The organism is Streptomyces sp. NPDC045846 (assembly GCF_056431605.1).
Window position 1 is genome coordinate 48,942 of sequence record NZ_JBWKKJ010000008.1, and the last position, 19,003, is coordinate 67,944.

Genomic DNA, 19,003 nt, shown 5'->3' on the forward strand with positions numbered 1-19,003 from the left:
TCCATCCGGCCGAGCTCCGGGGGCCCCGGGAGGCGGGGATCCGGGTAGCGATTGTGTAAGGGTGCGGTGAATTACCTATGCATCGTCAATTTCCTTCGGCGTGCCGTCGAGTGGGAATTGCCGAAGTGTCCGGCGTAAGAATTGCATCAATTCCAGGAATGCGTTCGGGCGGCTGGAAGCGGGGTGTGCGATAACTGGGCAAGGGGTCAGGAACTGCCCGTACGAGTGACGGAGTTCGAAGGGAACCCGAGCGCCGATCCTGTGACAGAAGTGTGACTGGTGGGGTACCGGAGGCGGACAACCAGCGGGTTCGCGGCGGGATCACACCCGGCTCGCGGGTCACGGGAGCCCCCGCTTCCGTCGTCGGGGCGGCGCGCCTACGGTGGGTGGCATGGCACCGATACCGTCCCACTCCGCCCATCCCGACGACGCCCCCGAGTCCTATGTCGGCCTCGACGCCGAGGGCGCCGAGCGGCTCGCCAGGTCGCGCGGCTGGTCCACCGTCAGGTCGCTCCCGCCGGGCTCGATCATCACCATGGAGTATCTGGCGGGGCGGCTGAACTTCGAGGTCGAGCACGGCACCGTGACCCGCTGCTGGCACGGCTGAGCCGTCCCCGTACGCACCCATGACGAAGGCCCCCGGTGACTCACCGGGGGCCTTCGTCATGGGTGCGTACCGCGCGTCGACCGCGCCGCCGTCAGCCGCCCAGGGGGCGGGCCGGGGCGGTGCGCGGCGCCCGCTCGGTGTGCGGGGGGCGCCGGGTGCCGGACGGGACGACCGGGGGTCGCTCCGAGCGGGTCGGCTGGTAGGGCCTGGCCGGGAGCGGCCGGCCGGGCCCGCGCCCGCTCGCGGCGCCGACCGGCTCGCGCACGGGGGCGTCGTCCTCGTCGTGGCCGCGCTGGGGCACCATCGCGGGCACGGTCGGGGCCGGTACGGGCGCCGGGGCCGCCGTACCGCGGGTCCGCCTGCGCTCGCGCACCTTCTCGCGCACGGCGAAGACGAAGGCCTCCGCGCGGGCGATCAGCGGCTCGAACCAGGGCAGCGCCAGCAGGATGAGCAGCCCGGCCGCCCAGCCCAGGAGCACATCGCTCACCCAGTGCGTACCGAGGTAGACCGTGGTCGCGCCGACGCCAAGGGCCACCATCGCGGAGCCGACCGAGAGCCAGCGCCGGGCGCGCGGCGTGGTGGCGAGGTAGGCGAGGATGCCCCAGGTCACGACCGCGTTGGCGGTGTGCCCCGAGGGAAATATGTCGCCGCCGGCGAAGAGCTCGGCGGACCCTATCTGCGTCGCGTAGTGGGGCCCGAGCCGTCCCAGGCCGAGCTTGACCGCGCCGACCGTCATGTTGAGCAGCAGAAGGGCCGCCCCGAGAGTCAGGAGCGGCCGGAGGGTGTGCTGGCGCCAGGAGCGCCAGCCCAGCCAGGCCATGACCATCACCGCGGTGGGTCCGCGCTGGCCGAGGACCACGAAGTAGTCCAGGAAGGCGTGCAGTTGCGGCCAGTGTTCGTACGGCCGGTACAGCATGACCTTCCAGTCCAGCTCCACGAGCCAGGACGAGCCCAGCACGGCGACGACGATGGCGAGGTAGAACGCCATCGTCGCGCCGAAGAGGACCACGCGGTGACGGCTCATCCGCGGGATCTCTATCTTCGGTGGCTCGGGCTCCCGGTCCAGGCGGGCGAAGATTCGGTCAGTACGCACTCAATCGACGTTACAGCGAGTGAGTGACGGCCCAGGCCGATCCGGGGTCTTTGTGATGACGATGTGATGTGGAGTATGTCTCACGCCCACCGTTATTCCCAGCCGGTCGCGAAATACCCCGGGACACCGGTCCCTATTCATTCGTCTCACCTCCGGAAGGCCCGTTTGTATGCGGCGGAATTCCGTTTGCCCGACGGGGGAGCGGAATTCACCCTTCTGTCACCGGTCCGGTACGGAGCGTAAAGATCACCCTATGGGTGGTATCACCGTGGCGTACGCCACACCTCGGCGGGCCGCGCGGTGAGAGGTGGACCACGCGCCCCGGTGGGGAACTCGCGTACGCTGACGAATCACTCGCCCGTCGATGCCGGGCCCCGGGGATCACGATCAGGGCTGGTCACTGGTCCACCGGGCCCACCGACCGCGAGAGTGGTGATGGCACGGTCCGCTGCGGCCGCACCGTCCCGGGCTCCGAGAGCCCGCAGTACTGGGAGGTACGTACATGACAGGGACGACCATGACCGGTGCGCGAGCGCGCGTCCGCGCGGGCGGCGCCAACCGCTGGGTCATCCTCGTCGTCCTCTGTGTGAGCCTGCTGTTCGTGGCGCTGGACGCCACCGTCCTGCACGTCGCGATCCCCTCGGTCACCGAGGACCTGCGGCCGGGCTCCGTGGAACTGCTCTGGATCGTGGACGCCTACCCCCTGGTCTGCGCCGCGCTCCTCATCCTCTTCGGCACCCTGGGCGACCGGGTGGGCCGGCGCCGGGTCCTGCTGCTCGGCTACGGGATCTTCGGCGCCGCCTCCGCGGTGGCCGCGCTCGCCGAGTCGGCGCCGGTCCTGATCGCGGCCCGCGCGCTGCTCGGCATCGGCGGCGCGATGATCATGCCCGCCACGCTCTCCATCCTCCGCGTCGTCTTCCCCGACCGCCGCGAGCGGGCCACCGCCATCGGCATCTGGACGGCGGTCGCCGCGATCGGCGCCGCCACCGGGCCGGTGCTCGGCGGCTTCCTGGTGCAGCACTTCTGGTGGGGCTCGGTCTTCCTCGTCAACATCCCGCTGATGGCGCTCATCCTGCCGCTGGGCCGCTGGCTCCTGCCCGAGTCCAAGGGCAGCTCGGACGGGCCCTGGGACGTGCTCGGCGCGCTGATGGCGGCCGGGGGCATACTCGCGCTGGTGCTCGGCGTGAAGCGGCTCGGCGCCGGAGAGGGTCTCTTCGACGGCCGTACGCTCGCCGCCCTCTGTCTCGGCACCGCCCTGCTCACCCTCTTCGTCCGCAGGCAGCGCCGCCGCGCGCATCCGCTCATCGACATCCGGATGTTCTCCCGGCCCGCCTTCGCCACCTCGGTCGGCTGCATCATCGTCGCCATGCTGGCGCTGGTCGGCCTGGAGCTCATAGCCGTCCAGTACCTCCAGCTCGTGCTCGGCCTCTCCCCGCTCCAGACCGGTCTGCGCATGCTGCCGCTCACCTTCGCCGCGATGGCGGCGGGCGCGACCGGGTCGTACACCCTGCGCAGGCTCGGCCCGCGCCGGATGGTCTGCACGGGCTTCGTGCTGACCGCGGCCGCCGTGCTGCTGCTCGTCCTGATGGGCCAGACCGACTGGCCGGCGCTGATGATCGTCTCGTTCGTGCTGCTCGGCTTCGGGCTCCAGACCACCCTCTTCGCGGCGTACGAATCGATGCTGAGCGAGGCCCCGCCCGAGCGGGCCGGCGGTGCGGCCGCCATCGGGGAGACCTCCTACCAGCTCGGCGCGGGCATGGGCATCGCGCTGCTCGGCAGCGTCATGAACGCCGCCTACGCGCCCGGCCTCGCCTCCGTCGGCGGCGTCCCCGCCCAGGCCTCGGCCGCCGCGTCCAACTCCCTTGGCGAGGCCTACGACGTCGCCGCCCGCCTCGGCGGCTCCGCGGGCGAGGCGCTGCGCACCGCGGCCCGGAACTCCTTCGTGCACGGCGTGCACGTCACCCTGTTCGTCAGCGCCGGGCTGCTGCTCCTGGGCGCGGTGGCCGGGCTGCGGCTTCCGCGGATCATGGACTGCTCGGTCAGTGGGCCGGAGCGGGACGAGGAGCCGGAGCCCGCGTTCGGGTCCGAACCGAGGCAGTCGCAGCAGCTGAGCGTGAAGCTGCCGTCCCCGGCGCGGCCCGGCGACGTGGCCACGGTGGAGTCTGGACGCACGGGACACTGACCCGTAACGTCAGCGCTCACGTCATAACTAACACCGCTAGTTTTAGCTGAGCGAGAGCCGCGGAGGCGCCCTCATGTCCGCTCCTTCCTCCAAGCTGCCCCCCTTCGACCCGGCCGACCCGATCGGCATCGACGACCTGCTCGGCCCCGAGGACCTCGCGATCCGCGACACCGTGCGCTCCTGGGCCGCCGACCGGGTCCTGCCGCACATCGCCGAGTGGTACGAGAACGGCGAACTGCCCGGCATCCGCGAACTGGCCCGCGAACTCGGCTCGATCGGCGCGCTCGGCATGTCCCTGACCGGCTACGGCTGCGCGGGCGCCACCGCCGTCCAGTACGGCCTGGCCTGCCTGGAGCTGGAGGCGGCCGACTCAGGCATCCGCTCGCTCGTCTCCGTCCAGGGCTCGCTCGCCATGTACGCGATCTGGCGGTTCGGCTCCGAGGAGCAGAAGCGGCGCTGGCTGCCCGGCATGGCGGCGGGCGAGATCATCGGCTGCTTCGGCCTCACCGAACCCGACCACGGCTCCGACCCGGCCGGCATGCGGACGTACGCGAAGAGGGACGGCACCGACTGGGTGCTCACCGGCCGCAAGATGTGGATCACCAACGGCTCGGTGGCGGGCGTCGCGGTGGTCTGGGCCCAGACCGACGAGGGCATCCGCGGCTTCGCCGTCCCGACGGACGCCCCCGGCTTCACGGCCCCCGAGATCAAGCACAAGTGGTCGCTTCGGGCCAGCGTCACCAGCGAGCTGGTCCTGGACGAGGTGCGGCTGCCGGCCGACGCGGTGCTGCCCGGCGTCACCGGCCTCAAGGGCCCGCTCAGCTGCCTCTCGCACGCGCGCTACGGCATCGTGTGGGGCGCGATGGGCGCGGCCCGGGCCTCGTTCGAGGCGGCCGTCGACTACGCGAAGACCCGCGAGCAGTTCGGCAGGCCCATCGGCGGCTTCCAGCTCACCCAGGCCAAGCTCGCCGACATGGCCCTCGAACTGCACAAGGGGATCCTGCTCGCCCACCACCTGGGCCGCCGGATGGACGCGGGACGGCTCCGCCCGGAGCAGGTCAGCTTCGGCAAGCTCAACAACGTGCGGGAGGCGATCGAGATCTGCCGCACCTCGCGCACGATCCTCGGCGCCAACGGGATCTCGCTGGAGTACCCGGTGATGCGGCACGCCACCAACCTCGAATCGGTGCTCACCTACGAGGGCACCGTCGAGATGCACCAGTTGGTGCTGGGCAAGGCGCTCACCGGACTCGACGCGTTCCGCTAGGAACGGCCGGGCCGGCGAGCGCCGTGCTCGGTGCGGGTCGCCGTCTCTCCCGGGGGCCGGCCCCCGGGTCCCCGGCCGTGGGACATCTGAGGGCTCAGCTCTGGTTGAAGAAGCCGCCGGTCTGGCGGCCCGCGGCCTCGCCGCTGACGATCTGGGTGTCGGCGGGGGTCAGCAGGAAGACCCGGGTCGCCACGCGCTCGATGGAGCCGCGCAGGCCGAAGGTGAGTCCGGCCGCGAAGTCGACGACGCGCTTGGCGTCACCGGCGTCCATGGACGTCAGGTTCACGATGACCGGCACGCCTTCGCGGAACAGCTCGCCGATGCCCCGCGCGTCCCGGAAGCCGTCCGGCGTGACGGTGGCGATGCGGCGGCCCTGCTCCTCGGCCGTCTCGGAGGCCACTTGCACCCGGGGGTCGGTCACCCAGGCCTCGCCGGACTCGGCGGCACCTTCGGTGAACTCGTCGTCGTAGTAGCGGTCGTCGTTGTCCTCGACAAGTCCCAGCCATGCACTCGCCTTGCGCACCGATCCCATGGACGCCTCCTCTCGCTGCGGTCTTCTTCTTGCTACTTCTTCAGTTCCGTATCCCTATGGTCGTCCATGATGCGGATACCGCGCCAAGTGGATAGTCGCCGCGCAGGTGATTCGTGACGGTACTGGCACAGATCATGTGGCGATTCGTCAGGAATCCTCTGGGATACGCCCGGTACGTGAAGCCCGGCGTAACAAAATTATGTATGTCCCTCCACATGAGTGACACAGCCGTCGTACGGGTGAACGGATCACTCGATACGATGCGTGCCGCACTGAAGAACGACGCGTCGGGCGGGGTGCCCAACGTCACTCGGGGGAGAGCTGTGTTCGGAATCGTCAGGCCCTGTTCGCATCGGCTCACCGAGGGCCTGAAGACGGAGTGGATGGCCCATCTCTGCGGGCTCTGCCTGGCACTTCGGTCCGACCACGGCCAGCTCGCCCGGGTCGTGACCAACTACGACGGCCTGATCGTCTCGGTTCTGACGGAGGCTCAGGCCGAGCGGAGCACCGGTTGGCGGCGCACAGCGGGGCCCTGCCCGCTGCGCGCGATGCGGACCGCTCCCGTCGCCCGGGGCGAGGGCGCCCGGCTGGCCGCGGCCGTCTCCCTCGTGCTCGCCTCCGCGAAGGTCCGCGACCACGTGGCCGACCGCGACGGCCTGCTGAAGCGGAAGCCGGTCGCGCTCGCGGCCCGGCGCATAGCCAGGAGCTGGGACCGGGCGGGCGCGCGCACCGGCGCTTCGCTCGGCTTCGACACGGCCGTCCTCGTGGACGCCGTCGACCGGCAGGGCGCCATCGAGGAGCTCGCGGGCCCCGGCACCTCCCTGCTGACCGTCACCGAGCCCACCGAGACGGCCACGGCGGCCGCGTTCGCGCACACCGCCGTGCTCGCCGGAAAGCCGCACAACATCGCGCCGCTCGCCGAGGCGGGCCGCCTCTTCGGGCGGCTCGCACACCTCTTGGACGCCGTGGAGGACCGGGAGGCCGACGCCGCGTCAGGTGCCTGGAACCCGCTCGCCGCCACCGGCACCGACCTCGTCGAGGCCCGCAGGCTCGCCGACGACGCGGTGCACGGCATCCGGCTCGCCCTGCGCGACGCCGACTTCGTGGACGGCAGGCTCGCCCACGTCCTGCTCGCCCACGAACTGACCCAGTCGGTGAACCGCTCGTTCCGCACCACGGCCTGCGGCCACCCCCACGACGCCGGGCACCAGGCGTCGTACGGCCCCTACGGGCAGCCGCACCAGCAGGGCGGCAACCCGTACCAGGGCCAGGGACCCTACGGCGGCCAGCCGTACGGGGGCGGCGCCCCCTATGGCGGCGGCAACCCCTACGGCGGGGGCCACCACGGTGGCGGGCCGGGCGGGTTCGGGCCCGGCGGCCAGGGGCCCGGCTTCAGCCCGGAGCCGCCAAGACCCCAGCCGCGCGGCTTCTTCGCGGGCTGTGCCGCGTTCATCGGCCTGTGCTGCACCTGCAAGCTGTGCTGCGCCGACGAGTACGAGGGACCGTGGTCGCGCAAGAAGCGCGAGGGCTGCTGCACCGACTGCGACTGCGACTGCAGTTGCTGCGAGGTGTGCCAGTGCTGTGAGTGCTGCGCCTGTCTCGGCGCCGGCTGCTGAGCCGCGGCAGATCAACTCCCTTACGCAAAGGGCTACTTGTGCTCGGGCGGTGAGATCTGGGACTGCTCGATGCCCGATCCCGTGGTGCCCCACTTCGCCAGGATCCTGTCGTACGTCCCGTCCTTCTTCAGCCGGTCGACGGCGGCCCGGAAGGCCGGGGCCAGCGGGGTGTTCTTCTTGAAGGCGAAGCCCACGTCGAGGCGGTGGAACTCGTTGAGGAACGTCAGCCCCGGCTGCCGGTCGACCGCGTACCGCAGCCCGTTGATCGTCGACATGACGACATCGCTGCGGCCCTGCTGGAGCGAGATCCACAGCGCCCCCTGGTCGCTGTAGGTCTGCACCTCGTACGGCTTCCTGCCCGCCTGCGCGCACCTCGGCCTGTTCTTCTCCAGGGTCGCCTCGAAGGTGGTGCCCGCGCCGGTCGCCACGTTCAGGCCGCAGAGCTGGGACAGGTCGGTGACGTGGGCCAGCTTGCTGTCCTTGCGGACGGCGAAGCCCTGGCCGTCGTTGATGTAGGTGACGAAGTCGATGGTTCTGCGGCGCTCGTCGGTGACGCCGAAGTTGCCGGTGCCCACGTCGTACTTGCCGCTGTCGAGCGCGGGCAGGATCGCCTCGAAGGAGGCGACCTCGCGCCTCAGCTTCAGGCCGAGCACCCTGGCCACGGCGTCCGCGAAGTCGACGTCCTGTCCGACCACCGTCCTGCCGTCCTCCAGGTAGGTGGCCCCCGGCGGTGTCCCGACGGCGGCGGCGAGGGTGAGGCTGCCCGCCGTCCGGACGCTCTCCGGCAGCAGCGCGGCGGCCGCCTCGTCCTTGCGGACACCCGACACCACGTCCGCGGTGGGGATCTTCGCCCCGTGCCCGGCCGCGGGCGCCGCGTTGCCCGCCGCTCCCACGTCGCCCGGGTCCCCCGACCCGCAGGCGGTGAGGCCGAGTGCCGCGGCGGTGATCAGGGCGAACGCGGCGAAGTTGCGCGATCTGCTCAGGCTTCGGGACCTGCTCATGACGGGGTGCGCTCCAGGGATTTCGGGCAGGCGGATGTGCCCGGGGGTGACGGGTGACGTGTGACCGGGTGGTGCGGGGATGCCGAGGGGAGGGGTGCGCGAGTGTTCAGTGAGGTGAAGGCACGCGGAAATGCCGCGGGGGCACGGCGCGAAGGCGCACGGGAGTCACGAGGAAACCGTGCAGGGGGTCAGCTCAACAGGAAGAGGACCACACTCGACCGAAGTCGATGTGGGAGCGCGTGACCAGCCACTGCTGCGGATGCATGGCCCAAGTGGAACAGGCATCCGTTTCCGCGTCAACCGCGCTGAGACGTAACGCCCACAGTGCGGACAAGCTTGACAACCTCCAGTACACAGCGCATAGCCTCGGCGACGGAACCCGTGCTGAGGGGCTCGGTTCCGCACCGCCGCGCTGTGTGTTCGTGAAGGCATTTCCCGTGTTCGATCTCTGCATCCACGGAGCCTTCGCATGTCCCTCACCCTGTCCAAACGCCCGTCCGTAGCCCCCGAGGACGGCTCTCCGGGAACCCTGCGAGTCGTACCCCTGCGCCGAACGGGCCAGCGGGCCACGGCAGTTGTCGTCCTTCTGCTGCTCGGCCTCGCGCTCACCTCCGTGGTGCGCAACGAGGCCTTCCAGTGGGACGTGGTCGCCGACTACTTCGCCACCACCGCCGTACTGCGCGGACTCTGGCTCACCGTCTGGCTCACCGCCGTCGTGATGGCGCTCGGCTTCGCGCTGGGCACCCTGCTCGCCGTCATGCGGCTGTCCGCCAACCCCGTGCTGAAAGCGGTGAGTTGGGGCTACGTGTGGCTGTTCAGATCCACGCCGATCCTGGTGCAGCTGCTGTTCTGGTTCAACATCGGGGCGCTGTACCCGAAGATCCTCGGGGTGCGCACGGTCGACCTGATGGGCCCGGTCACCGTGGCCGTCGTCGGGCTCACCCTGCACGAGGCCGCCTACGCCGCCGAGGTCGTGCGCGGCGGCATCCTCTCCGTGGAGCGGGGCCAGGTGGAGGCCGCCCAGTCGCTGGGCCTCGGCCGGTGGCGCAGGCTCCACCGGATCGTCCTGCCGCAGGCCATGCGCTCCATCGTGCCGCCCGCCGGGAACATGCTGATCGGCACCCTCAAAGGCACCTCCATCGTCTCGGTCATCGCCGTCAACGACCTGCTGTACTCGGCCCAGTTGATCTACCACCGCACCTACCAGGTGGTCCCGCTGCTCCTCGTCGCCACGCTCTGGTACGTCGTGGTGACCTCGCTCCTGTCGGTGGGCCAGCACTACGTCGAGCGGTACTACGCGCGCGGCTCGGCGGGTGCCCGGTGAGCGCGTCCCTCGTCGTGGTGGGGGCCGGTCCGCGGGGGACCGGCCTCCTGGAACGGCTCGCCGCCAACCTCCCCCTCCTGTACGGGGACCAGCCCCTGGACATCCATCTGGTGGACCCGCACCCCGCGGGCGGCGGCCGGATCTGGCGGGCCGACCAGTCGCCGCTGCTGTGGATGAACTCCATGGCCGAGGACGTCACCATGTTCACCGACGACACCGTCCCGCAGGACGGCCCGGTGCGCCCCGGGCCCACCCTCGCCGAGTGGTCCGGCCTCGACGGCCGCACCTTCCCCAGCCGGCGGGCGCAGGGCGCGTACCTGCGCTGGGTGTACGAGGACGCGGTGGCCGCGCTGCCGCCCACCGTCACCGTGCACGAGCACCGCGCCCGAGCCACCCGCCTCGGCGGGCCGCGCGAGGGCCGCCAGCGGGTGTGGCTGGAAGGCCGCACCGCACCGCTCGTCGCCGACCTGGTCGTCCTCACCCTCGGCCACCTGGACGCCGAACCCGACCCGGAACAACGTGAGTTGGCGGACTTCGCCCACCGGCACGGCCTGGTGCACCTGCCGCCCGCCTTCACCGCCGACAGCGACCTGACCCCGCTGCGTCCGGGCGAACCCGTCATCGTCCGGGGCTTCGGACTCGCCTTCGTCGACCTCATGGCCCTGCTCACCGAGGGCCGAGGCGGACGCTACGACGCGGACGGCACCTACCTCCCCTCCGGCCGGGAACCCGTGCTGTACGTCGGGTCCCGGCGCGGCGTGCCCTACCACTCCAAGATCGGCTACACCTGGACCGGCGAACGGCCGCCCCTGCCGCGGTTCTTCGGCCCGGCCGAGGTGGACGCCCTCCTGAGCCGCCCGGCCCGGCCCGACTTCCGGCGCGACCTGTGGCCCCTGATCGACAAGGAGCTGAGCTTCGCCCACTACCACCGCCTGTTCACCGCCCACCCCGAACGCACCCTGGGCGCCTGGGCCGACTTCGAGGAGAAGTACGCCGCCGCCGACCCCGGCAGCCCCGCACTCGGGGCCCTGATCGCCTCCGCCGTCCCCGACCCCGCCGACCGCCTCGACCTCGAAGCCCTCGACCACCCGCTCGACGGCCTGCGCTTCACCTCGTACGAAAGCCTCCAGGACGGCCTGCGCGCACACATCCAGTCGGATCTGACACGCCGTCACGATGCGGAGAGCACCCAGGACTTAGCGGTGTTCCTCGGGCTGCTCTCGGTCTACGGGCAGCTGCTGCGGGTGGGCGATGTGGGCGGCTGGTGGCACGGGTTCTTCAGCTTCCTCGCCTCCGGACCGCCCGGGCCCCGGCTGCGTCAGCTGCTCGCGCTGTCCGACGCGGGCGTCGTGCGCTTCCTCGGCGCGGGCCTCACCGTCGAGGCCGACGAGTCCCGCGGCGTCTTCCGGGCGGGCAGCGCCAGCGTGCCCGGCCGGTGGATCGAGGCGACGGCCCTGGTGGAGGCCCGGCTGCCCGAGCCCAGCGCGGAGCGCCCCGGCAGCCCGCTGCTCCGCTCGCTGTACGAGGAGGGGGCGGGCGCGGCCGACACCGGCCTGCTCCAGGTCGACCCCGCCGACGGCCGGATCCTCGGACGGGACGGCCGGGCGCACCCGCGCCGGTTCGCGCTCGGTCCCTTCACCGTCGCGCGTGCGGCGGGGGCGTTCACCAGGCCGCGCACCGGAGGCGCCGCCTTCCGGCAGAACGACGCCACGGCCCGCGCCGCGCTGACCTTCCTGCGCGACCTCGCGTGTCGCCGCCTCAGCGCCTGACCGCCGCCCCCGCCCCCTTCCCGAAGGAACACCCATGTCGCTCACCAGCGATCCACCCCTCGACACGGCCGCACCCGCCCTGCGGCCGGACCCCGCCTCGCTCACCGTGGTGCCCGTGCGCAGGCCCTGGCGCTGGGCCGCGGTCGCCGTCACCGCGGTGCTCGTCGCCCAGTTCGGCCACGGGCTCCTCACCAACCCGGCCTGGGAGTGGGACGTCTTCGCCCGCTTCTTCACCACCGAGACCATCCTCAAGGCCGTCGGGGTCACCCTCCAACTCACCCTCTACGGAACGGCACTCGGCTTCGCGCTCGGCATCGTCCTCGCCTTCATGCGCCTGTCGGGCAGCCCGTTCCTGAAGGCCGTGGCCTTCGGCTACATCTGGGCCTTCCGCTCGATCCCGCTCATCGTGCAGCTGCTCTTCTGGTTCAACCTGGCCTACCTGTACAAGCGGCTGACGTTCGGCATCCCCTTCGGGCCCGGCTTCCTCGCCTTCGACACGGTGGGGCTCGTCGGCGCGATGAGCGCGGCCGTCCTCGGGCTCGCCCTGCACCAGGCGGCGTACGCGGCCGAGATCGTCCGCGGCGGCGTGCTGGCCGTCGACGCCGGCCAGTCGGAGGCGGCGGCCGCCCTCGGCATCCCCCGGCTCCGGCAGATCCGGCGGATCGTGCTGCCCCAGGCGATGCGCTCCATCCTGCCCAACGCCGCCAACGAGATCATCTCGCTCTTCAAGGGCACCTCGATCGTCTCCGTCATGGCGATCGGCGAGCTCTTCTACCAGGTGCAGGTCGTCTACGGCCGCAACGGCAGGGTCGTGCCGCTGCTCATGGTCGCCACCGTCTGGTACGTGCTGCTCACCACCGTGCTCTCCGTCCTCCAGCACTACGTCGAACGCCACTACGCGAAGGGGGCCGTGCGATGAGCACCGCCATGGTCGAAGTCCGGTCCGTGCACAAGAGCTTCGGCTCCCTGGACGTCCTGCGAGGCATCGACCTCGACGTCCGGGCGGGTGAGGTCACCGTCGTCCTCGGGCCGTCCGGCTCCGGTAAGTCGACGCTGCTGCGCACCATCAACCACCTGGAGAAGGTGGACCGCGGCTGGATCACCGTCGACGGCACGCTCGTCGGCTACCGGCGCTCCGGCGACAAGCTGTACGAACTGCGCGAACGCGACGTCCTCAAACAGCGCACCCGGATCGGCTTCGTCTTCCAGAACTTCAACCTCTTCCCCCACCTCACCGTCCTGGACAACATCGTCGAGGCGCCCGTCGCGGCGTTGAAGCGGCCGCGCAAGGACGCGGTGGCCGCCGCCCGCAAGCTGCTCGCCCGGGTCGGTCTCGCCGACAAGGCGGACGCCTACCCGAGGCAGCTTTCCGGCGGACAGCAGCAGCGCGTCGCCATCGCCCGCGCGCTCGCCCTCGAACCCAAGCTGCTGCTCTTCGACGAGCCGACCTCGGCGCTCGACCCGGAGCTGGTGGGCGAGGTCCTCGACGTCATCAAGGACCTGGCGGCGGCCGGCACCACGATGATCGTCGTCACGCACGAGATCGGCTTCGCCCGCGAGGTCGCCGACACCGTCGTCTTCATGGACGCCGGAGTGATCGTCGAGCAGGGCCCGCCCGCCGCCGTGCTCGACGCGCCCCGGCACGAGCGCACCCGCGCCTTCCTCTCCAAGGTCCTGTGATGCCCCGATCCCCCCGGAGTACGTCCGTGTCCGCGCACCGCACCCTCGCCGCCGTCCTCGCCACCCTCGCCGCCACCGGCCTCCTCACCGCCTGCGGCGCCGGCGACGCCGCCACCGAAGCGGTCGCGCCCGGCGCCAGGTCCACCGGCATCAACCTCGGCCCGGACCAGCACCGGATCAGGGAGCGGAAGGTCGACGCGATCGCCGCGCAGCTCCCGGCGGCGGTGCGCGCCCGGGGCACCCTCGGCGTGGGCGTCGCCACCGGCTCGGTACCGCCGCTCAGCTTCTACGCCACCGACGACAAGACCCCCATCGGCGTGGAGCTCGACATCGCCACGCTCGTCGCGAACACCCTCGGTGTGCGGCCGACCTTCCAGCCCGTCTCCTGGGAGAACCTCTTCGTCGGGCTCGACAGCGGCAAGTTCGACGCGGTGTTCTCCAACGTCACCGTCACCGAGGAGCGCAAGGAGAAGTACGACTTCGCGACCTACCGCAAGGACCAGCTCGCCTTCGAGGCGAAGAAGGGCGCCGGCTGGAAGGTGCGGGGGCCGCGCGACGTGGCGGGCCGGACCATCGCGGTGTCCTCCGGGACCAACCAGGAGAAGATCCTGCTCGACTGGAGCGAGCAGGACGTGAAGGCCGGGCTGAAGCCCGTGTCCGTCAAGTACTTCCAGAAGGCGACCGACTACTACCTGGCCCTCCAGTCCGGCCGCATCGACGCCTACCTCGGACCCAACCCGTCCGCCGCCTACCACGTGGCCACGGCGGGACAGACCGAGATCGCCGGCACGTACTCCGGTGGCGGCGCCGGTCTCCAGGGGGAGATCGCCGCCACGACGAAGAAGGGGAGCGGGCTGGTCGCGGCCTATGCGGCGGCCCTCGACCACGTGATCCAGGACGGGTCCTACGCCAAGGTGCTCGCGCGCTGGGGGCTGTCCGGTGAAGCGGTGACGCACTCCGAGATCAACCCGCCGGGACTGCCCAGGCCCAGGCCGTGACCGGGCCGGGCCGCCCGGGCCCGCCCGGCCGTCCGATGACGACATACGGCAACAGACCATGACAGAAAGGCCCACCATGTCCGCACCACCCGTGCGCGGCCCCCTGCATCTCGCCGCCTCCCTCGACGGGGCCGGGCACTACGACGCAGCGCACTTCGTCTCGCTCGCGCGCCTCGCCGAGCAGGGCACCCTCGACTTCGTGACGCTCGGGGACTCCTTCGCGCGGCCGGGGCTCGACGCGCTCGCCGTGCTCTCCCGGGTCGCGCCCGCCACCGAACGCGTCGGCCTGGTCCCGGTCGTGAACACCACCCACACCGAGCCCTTCCACGTGTCCTCGGCCGTGGCCACCCTGGACTGGGTGAGCCGGGGCCGGGCCGGGTGGAGCCCGGAGGTGTCCACCACCGAGGCCGAGGCCCGGCTCTTCGGGCGACGGCCCGCGCTCCGCACCGCCGAGGCGTGGCACGAGGCTCGCGAAGTCGCCGACGTGGCGGCCAGGTTGTGGGACTCCTGGGAGGACGACGCCGAGATACGCGACGAGTCGACCGGCCGCTTCATCGACCGGGACAAGCTGCACTACGTCGACTTCGAGGGCCGCGCCTTCTCCGTGCGCGGACCCGCCATCGTGCCCCGGCCGCCGCAGGGCCATCCGGTCACCGTCATCGACGCGACCGCCGCCGAGCCGAGGGCCGCCGCCGTGCGCCACGCCGACGTCGCCCTCGTACGCACCCAGGATCCGCTCGCCGCGCGCACGGCCCGGGAGGAACTGCGCGACCGGGCCCGCGCGCACGGCCGCGACCCCGAACGGCTGCGGGTGCTCGGCTCGATCCCGGTGGCGCCGCACACCACGGCGGACGCCGTGGAACTGGCCGGACTGCTGGGGGACTGGTACGAGGAGGGCGCCGTCGACGGCTTCCATCTGCGCCTCGCCGACCCCGTGCGCGACCTCGCGCTCATCGTGCGGGCCACGGTGCCGGTCCTCCAGCACCGCGGTCTGCTGCGCCACTTCTATCCGGGCGCCACCCTGCGCGAACACCTGGGCCTGGCACGGCCCGTCAACCAGTACGCCACCGCCGGCGGAGGCCGCCATGACCACGGGTAAGAAGCAGATCCACCTCGCCGCCCACTTCCCCGGCGTGAACAACACCACCGTCTGGGCCGACCCGCGCTCGAAGTCGCAGATCGACTTCTCCTCCTTCGAGCACCTCGCGAGGACCGCCGAACGCGGCCGGTTCGACTTCTTCTTCCTCGCCGAAGGCCTGCGACTGCGCGAGCACAAGGGCCGCGTCCACGACCTCGACGTGGTGGGGCGTCCCGAGTCGATCACCCTGCTCAACGCGCTCGCGGCCGTCACCGACCGGCTGGGCCTCGCCGCCACGGTGAACGCGACCTTCAACGAGCCGTACGAGATCGCCCGCCGGTTCGCCTCGCTCGACCACCTCAGCGGCGGCCGGGCCGCCTGGAACGTGGTCACCTCGCCCGACGCCTTCACCGGCGAGAACTTCCGCCGCGGCGGCTTCCTCGACCGCGCCGACCGCTACACCCGGGCCGCCGAATTCGTCGCCACCGCACGGGAGTTGTGGGACTCCTGGGAGCCGCGGGGCGCGTCCGGTGCGTTCGCCCACCACGGGCGGCACTTCCGCATCGAGGGGAAGTTCGGGGTGCCGCGCTCCCCGCAGGGCCACCCCGTCGTCATCCAGGCCGGCGACTCCGGCGAGGGCCGCGAGTTCGCCGCGTCGGCCGCCGACGTCATCTTCACCCGGCACGGCACCCTGGAGGCGGGCCGCGCCTTCTACGCCGACGTGAAGGGCCGGCTCGCCCAGTACGGCCGCGAGCCCGACGACCTCTTGATCATGCCCGGGGTCACCTTCGTGCTCGGCGACACCGCGGCCGAGGCCCAGGAGAAGGCCGCCGAGATCCGCCACCAGCAGGTCTCGCCGCAGAACGCGATCCTGGCCCTCGAACAGATCTGGGGCCGCGACCTGTCCGGCTACGACCCCGACGGCCCGCTGCCCGAGATCGATCCCGACCCGGACTCCGGGCTCGTACAGGGCCGGGTGAAGATCACCAACGCCTTCGAGATCGCCGCCAAGTGGCGCGCCCTGTCCGAGGCCAAGGGGCTCTCCATCCGGCAGACGGTGATCGAGACCACCGGCCGCCAGTCCTTCATCGGCACCCCGGACACGGTGGCCGCCGAACTCGACGCCTTCGTGCAGGGCGACGCCGCCGACGGCTTCATCCTCGTCCCCCACCTCACCCCCGGCGGCCTGGACGACTTCGTCGACCAGGTGGTGCCACGGCTCCAGGAGCGCGGCGCGTTCCGCACGGAATACACCGGCTCCACGCTGCGCTCACACCTCGGGCTGCGCACCCCCGGTGTGGAAAGGTTGACCGCATGAGCACGCAAGCACAGCAGGACCCCCGGTCCGATCCCGCGCTCGACTGGAAGAAGTGGCACGAGGACCGCGTCGCGTCGGTCTCCGCGCCGTACGGACCGCTCGCCCTGACCGGCACCCACTGGCTCGCGGACGGCGTGCCCGAGGAGCTCGGCCGGTGGCGCGAGGACGGCGACGAGCTGGTGCTCACCGCGGCGCCTGAGCACCAACTCACCCTGGACGGCGCCCCGTTGACCGGCGAGGTGCGCCTCGGCGCGGATGAGGGACCGGCCGCGAAGGCCCGGCTCGCCCAGGGGGACCGCAGGCTCGTGGTGCTGCGCCGCGAGGGCCTCTGGGGGCTCCGGGTGTGGGACCCGGCCTCCCCGGCGCGCCAGGCCTTCGCGGGCATCGACGCCACCCCGTACGAGGAGCGGTTCCGGCTGCCCGGCACCTTCCGCCCGTACGGGCGGACGCGGGTGCGGGTGGCGAACGCCGACGGGGTCGAGCGGGGGCTCGAACTCGCCGGGGAGATCGCCTTCACGCTCGGCGGCCGGGAGCACACCCTCCAGGTCTCGGTCGAGGCGGACGGTTCGCTGTGGGCGGTGTTCGCCGACGGGACCAGCGGCAAATCCACCTTCCGGTTCCGCTTCCTGCGGCCCGAGGCCCCCGCCGCCGACGGCTCGGTGACCGTCGACTTCAACCGCGCGGTGCTGCCGCCCTGCGCCTTCGCCGACCACTTCATCTGCCCCTTCCCGCCCCCGGGCAACACCCTGCCCCTCGACATCCCGGCGGGGGAGCGGAACATCCGCACCCGCTGACCCCCCGGCGCGCGCCTCCTCGCGGGGCCCGGCCAAAAGGCGCCCTTGCGCGCCCCGGCCGGGCCCCCGAATACTCCTCCGCAGCGCTTGTCAGGAGCACGGCTTGCGCCTTGTTGTGCTGCCGTCATCCTTGGCTGCGCCTCACGGGGTCCCCCCAGCCACGGGCCCCTCGATTCCCCTCGGGAGGAACAGAAGTGAGGATCAAGCGCACCACCCCCACACCCCCCTCCGGTCTCGCGAGACGCACCAAGTTCGCGGCCGTCGCCACCGGACTGCTCGCCGCTGTGGCGATAGCCGTCCCGCACGCCAGTGCCGCCCCCACCCACACCTTCGGGGCCGCGGCCCTGACCGCCGCGAGCGACGCCGTGCGCGGCGCGGACGTGGCCGGCACCGCATGGAGCGTGGACAGCGCCACCGGCAAGGTCGTCGTCACCGCCGACTCGACCGTCTCGGCGGCCGACCTGGCGAAGATCGAGCGCGAGGCCGGCGCCAACGCGGGCGCCCTGCGCATCGAGCGGACGCCGGGGAAGTTCACCAAGCTGCTCTCCGGCGGCGACGCGATCTACACCAGCAGCTGGCGCTGCTCGCTGGGCTTCAACGTCAGGCGGGGCTCCACGTACTACTTCCTGACGGCCGGTCACTGCACCCAGGGCTACCCGAACTACTACACCAGCACGTCGCACGCCACGAGCATCGGCCCGACCGTGGGCACCACTTTCCCGGGCCACGACTACGGTCTCGTGCAGTACACGAACACCTCGCTCGCGCACCCGAGCGCCGTCGGCAGCCAGCGCATCACCAGTGCGGCCAACCCGACGGTCGGCCAGACGGTCACCCGGCGCGGCTCGACCACCGGCATCCACAGCGGGCGGGTCACCGCGCTCAACCAGACGGTCAACTACGGCAACGGCGACATCGTGTCCGGTCTCATCAGGACCACCGTGTGCGCCGAGCCGGGTGACTCCGGCGGCCCGCTCTACGCCGGCTCCACCGCACTCGGACTCACCTCGGGCGGCAGCGGCAACTGCACCTCCGGCGGTACGACGTTCTTCCAGCCGGTGGTCCAAGCCATGAACGCCTATGGCGTGAGCCTTTTCTGACAGCACGTCACCAGACGTCGGCCAGGCCGGCGGTCGAGCCCCCGCCCGGGAGAACCGGACGGGGGCTTCCGGCTGGACGCGATGCGCTGTTTTGAGAGGATGTGCAAGGGCAGCAGAACGGGTCCGAGAGTGACCGGCGCCGGACACACGGGGTGAGACGCAATTGAAGCGCATCGGAGTGACCGGCCACCGGGACATCCCGTCCGACGCCTTCGAGGAGATCCGCGACCGGCTGCGCGCCCTGCTCTGCGGCCACGACGGCTCTCTGGAGGCGCTCTCCAGCCTGGCCACCGGCGCCGACCAGCTCTTCGCCGACATCGCCCTGGACTGCGGCGCCGCCCTGACCGTGGTGATCCCGAGCGGCGACTACGAGACGGGCTTCGCGGACGCCGCCGAACTGGCCCGCTACCGGGGCCTCAAGCGGCGCGCCAGCCAGGAGGTCGCGCTCGGCTACCCGCACTCCACGGACGAGGCCTACTACGCGGCCGGTGCCTACATCGCGGACAACTGCGACCGCCTCGTGGCCGTGTGGGACGGCCTGCCGGCCCGCGGCCTCGGCGGCACCGGCGACATCGTGCAGTACGCCCGCAGCCTCGGCCGGCCGGTCACGGTCGTCTGGTGCGACGGCGTCAGCAGGATCTGAG

Annotated in this window: 17 protein-coding genes; 14 read left to right on the forward strand and 3 right to left on the reverse strand. The window is 71.8% G+C overall.

The genetic code is table 11. The features are described from left to right. The first annotated feature begins 391 nt into the window (after window positions 1–391). A complete protein-coding gene (locus AC07F3_RS22850) occupies window positions 392–607 on the forward strand; it encodes an I78 family peptidase inhibitor (RefSeq protein WP_114040021.1) in 216 nt (71 codons plus the stop codon). A 91-nt stretch (window positions 608–698) separates the two neighbouring features. Here the strand turns inward: AC07F3_RS22850 and AC07F3_RS22855 are convergent, their stop codons facing one another. Then, window positions 699–1,700: a phosphatase PAP2 family protein gene (locus tag AC07F3_RS22855; RefSeq protein WP_479116320.1), complete on the reverse strand. Its 1,002-nt coding sequence runs from the start codon at window positions 1,698–1,700 to the stop codon at window positions 699–701. 502 nt (window positions 1,701–2,202) lie between these two features. Between AC07F3_RS22855 and AC07F3_RS22860 the strand changes: the two genes are divergently transcribed. Continuing rightward, entirely contained in the window at window positions 2,203–3,882 is a 1,680-nt protein-coding gene (locus AC07F3_RS22860; RefSeq protein WP_479116321.1) for an MFS transporter, read from the forward strand. Window positions 3,883–3,955: 73 nt separating this feature from the next. Continuing rightward, window positions 3,956–5,149: an acyl-CoA dehydrogenase family protein gene (locus AC07F3_RS22865; protein WP_479116322.1), complete on the forward strand. Its 1,194-nt coding sequence runs from the start codon at window positions 3,956–3,958 to the stop codon at window positions 5,147–5,149. Between the two features lie 94 nt (window positions 5,150–5,243). Here the strand turns inward: AC07F3_RS22865 and AC07F3_RS22870 are convergent, their stop codons facing one another. Next, entirely contained in the window at window positions 5,244–5,681 is a 438-nt protein-coding gene (locus AC07F3_RS22870) for a cell division protein SepF (RefSeq protein ID WP_114040025.1), read from the reverse strand. A gap of 323 nt (window positions 5,682–6,004) precedes the next feature. On the opposite strand from AC07F3_RS22870, the gene AC07F3_RS22875 reads away from it, so the two are divergent. Next, on the forward strand, window positions 6,005–7,297 hold the full coding sequence (locus AC07F3_RS22875) for a DUF5685 family protein (protein WP_479116644.1): 1,293 nt from the start codon (window positions 6,005–6,007) through the stop codon (window positions 7,295–7,297). 32 nt (window positions 7,298–7,329) lie between these two features. On the opposite strand, the gene AC07F3_RS22880 is transcribed toward AC07F3_RS22875, so the two are convergent. After that, window positions 7,330–8,298 carry an ABC transporter substrate-binding protein gene (locus AC07F3_RS22880; RefSeq protein ID WP_479116323.1) on the reverse strand — a complete coding sequence of 323 codons (969 nt, stop codon included), beginning with the start codon at window positions 8,296–8,298 and terminating at the stop codon, window positions 7,330–7,332. 469 nt (window positions 8,299–8,767) lie between these two features. Between AC07F3_RS22880 and AC07F3_RS22885 the strand changes: the two genes are divergently transcribed. The 10 genes from AC07F3_RS22885 (at window position 8,768) to AC07F3_RS22930 (ending at window position 19,002) form a co-directional block, all read left to right on the forward strand. After that, the gene (locus tag AC07F3_RS22885; RefSeq protein ID WP_479116324.1) at window positions 8,768–9,622 is read left to right on the forward strand and encodes an amino acid ABC transporter permease; all 855 of its coding nucleotides are present in this window, start codon (window positions 8,768–8,770) and stop codon (window positions 9,620–9,622) included. Beyond that, a complete protein-coding gene (locus AC07F3_RS22890; protein ID WP_479116325.1) occupies window positions 9,619–11,391 on the forward strand; it encodes an FAD/NAD(P)-binding protein in 1,773 nt (590 codons plus the stop codon). The genes AC07F3_RS22885 and AC07F3_RS22890 overlap by 4 nt, the downstream gene beginning before the upstream one ends. Window positions 11,392–11,425: 34 nt before the next feature. Continuing rightward, entirely contained in the window at window positions 11,426–12,310 is an 885-nt protein-coding gene (locus AC07F3_RS22895; RefSeq protein WP_479116326.1) for an amino acid ABC transporter permease, read from the forward strand. Then, window positions 12,307–13,071 (forward strand): amino acid ABC transporter ATP-binding protein, encoded by a 765-nt coding sequence (locus AC07F3_RS22900; protein WP_479116327.1) that lies wholly within the window; start codon window positions 12,307–12,309, stop codon window positions 13,069–13,071. Before AC07F3_RS22895 ends, AC07F3_RS22900 begins: the two co-directional genes overlap by 4 nt. Continuing rightward, window positions 13,071–14,069 (forward strand): ABC transporter substrate-binding protein, encoded by a 999-nt coding sequence (locus AC07F3_RS22905; protein WP_479116328.1) that lies wholly within the window; start codon window positions 13,071–13,073, stop codon window positions 14,067–14,069. The genes AC07F3_RS22900 and AC07F3_RS22905 overlap by 1 nt, the downstream gene beginning before the upstream one ends. Window positions 14,070–14,145: 76 nt before the next feature. Next, entirely contained in the window at window positions 14,146–15,168 is a 1,023-nt protein-coding gene (locus AC07F3_RS22910) for an LLM class flavin-dependent oxidoreductase (RefSeq protein WP_479116329.1), read from the forward strand. After that, the gene (locus tag AC07F3_RS22915) at window positions 15,155–16,465 is read left to right on the forward strand and encodes an NtaA/DmoA family FMN-dependent monooxygenase (protein ID WP_479116330.1); all 1,311 of its coding nucleotides are present in this window, start codon (window positions 15,155–15,157) and stop codon (window positions 16,463–16,465) included. The genes AC07F3_RS22910 and AC07F3_RS22915 overlap by 14 nt, the downstream gene beginning before the upstream one ends. Next, window positions 16,462–17,259, forward strand: a complete 798-nt coding sequence (locus tag AC07F3_RS22920) for a DUF1684 domain-containing protein (protein ID WP_479116331.1) — start codon at window positions 16,462–16,464, stop codon at window positions 17,257–17,259. The genes AC07F3_RS22915 and AC07F3_RS22920 overlap by 4 nt, the downstream gene beginning before the upstream one ends. A 194-nt stretch (window positions 17,260–17,453) precedes the next feature. Next, window positions 17,454–18,359, forward strand: a complete 906-nt coding sequence (locus AC07F3_RS22925; RefSeq protein ID WP_479116332.1) for a S1 family peptidase — start codon at window positions 17,454–17,456, stop codon at window positions 18,357–18,359. A gap of 163 nt (window positions 18,360–18,522) precedes the next feature. Beyond that, window positions 18,523–19,002 carry a hypothetical protein gene (locus tag AC07F3_RS22930; protein ID WP_479116333.1) on the forward strand — a complete coding sequence of 160 codons (480 nt, stop codon included), beginning with the start codon at window positions 18,523–18,525 and terminating at the stop codon, window positions 19,000–19,002. Window position 19,003 lies beyond the last annotated feature (1 nt).

What these genes read in the sequence shown, in the direction of transcription:
- AC07F3_RS22920 (WP_479116331.1), top strand. Translation starts at nt 16,462, where the DNA reads ATGAGCACGCAAGCACAGCAGGACCCCCGGTCCGATCCCGCGCTCGAC.
- AC07F3_RS22880 (WP_479116323.1), bottom strand. Translation starts at nt 8,298, where the DNA reads ATGAGCAGGTCCCGAAGCCTGAGCAGATCGCGCAACTTCGCCGCGTTC.
- AC07F3_RS22895 (WP_479116326.1), top strand. Translation starts at nt 11,426, where the DNA reads ATGTCGCTCACCAGCGATCCACCCCTCGACACGGCCGCACCCGCCCTG.
- AC07F3_RS22850 (WP_114040021.1), top strand. Translation starts at nt 392, where the DNA reads ATGGCACCGATACCGTCCCACTCCGCCCATCCCGACGACGCCCCCGAG.
- AC07F3_RS22860 (WP_479116321.1), top strand. Translation starts at nt 2,203, where the DNA reads ATGACAGGGACGACCATGACCGGTGCGCGAGCGCGCGTCCGCGCGGGC.
- AC07F3_RS22865 (WP_479116322.1), top strand. Translation starts at nt 3,956, where the DNA reads ATGTCCGCTCCTTCCTCCAAGCTGCCCCCCTTCGACCCGGCCGACCCG.
- AC07F3_RS22885 (WP_479116324.1), top strand. Translation starts at nt 8,768, where the DNA reads ATGTCCCTCACCCTGTCCAAACGCCCGTCCGTAGCCCCCGAGGACGGC.
- AC07F3_RS22900 (WP_479116327.1), top strand. Translation starts at nt 12,307, where the DNA reads ATGAGCACCGCCATGGTCGAAGTCCGGTCCGTGCACAAGAGCTTCGGC.
- AC07F3_RS22910 (WP_479116329.1), top strand. Translation starts at nt 14,146, where the DNA reads ATGTCCGCACCACCCGTGCGCGGCCCCCTGCATCTCGCCGCCTCCCTC.
- AC07F3_RS22870 (WP_114040025.1), bottom strand. Translation starts at nt 5,681, where the DNA reads ATGGGATCGGTGCGCAAGGCGAGTGCATGGCTGGGACTTGTCGAGGAC.
- AC07F3_RS22905 (WP_479116328.1), top strand. Translation starts at nt 13,071, where the DNA reads ATGCCCCGATCCCCCCGGAGTACGTCCGTGTCCGCGCACCGCACCCTC.
- AC07F3_RS22915 (WP_479116330.1), top strand. Translation starts at nt 15,155, where the DNA reads ATGACCACGGGTAAGAAGCAGATCCACCTCGCCGCCCACTTCCCCGGC.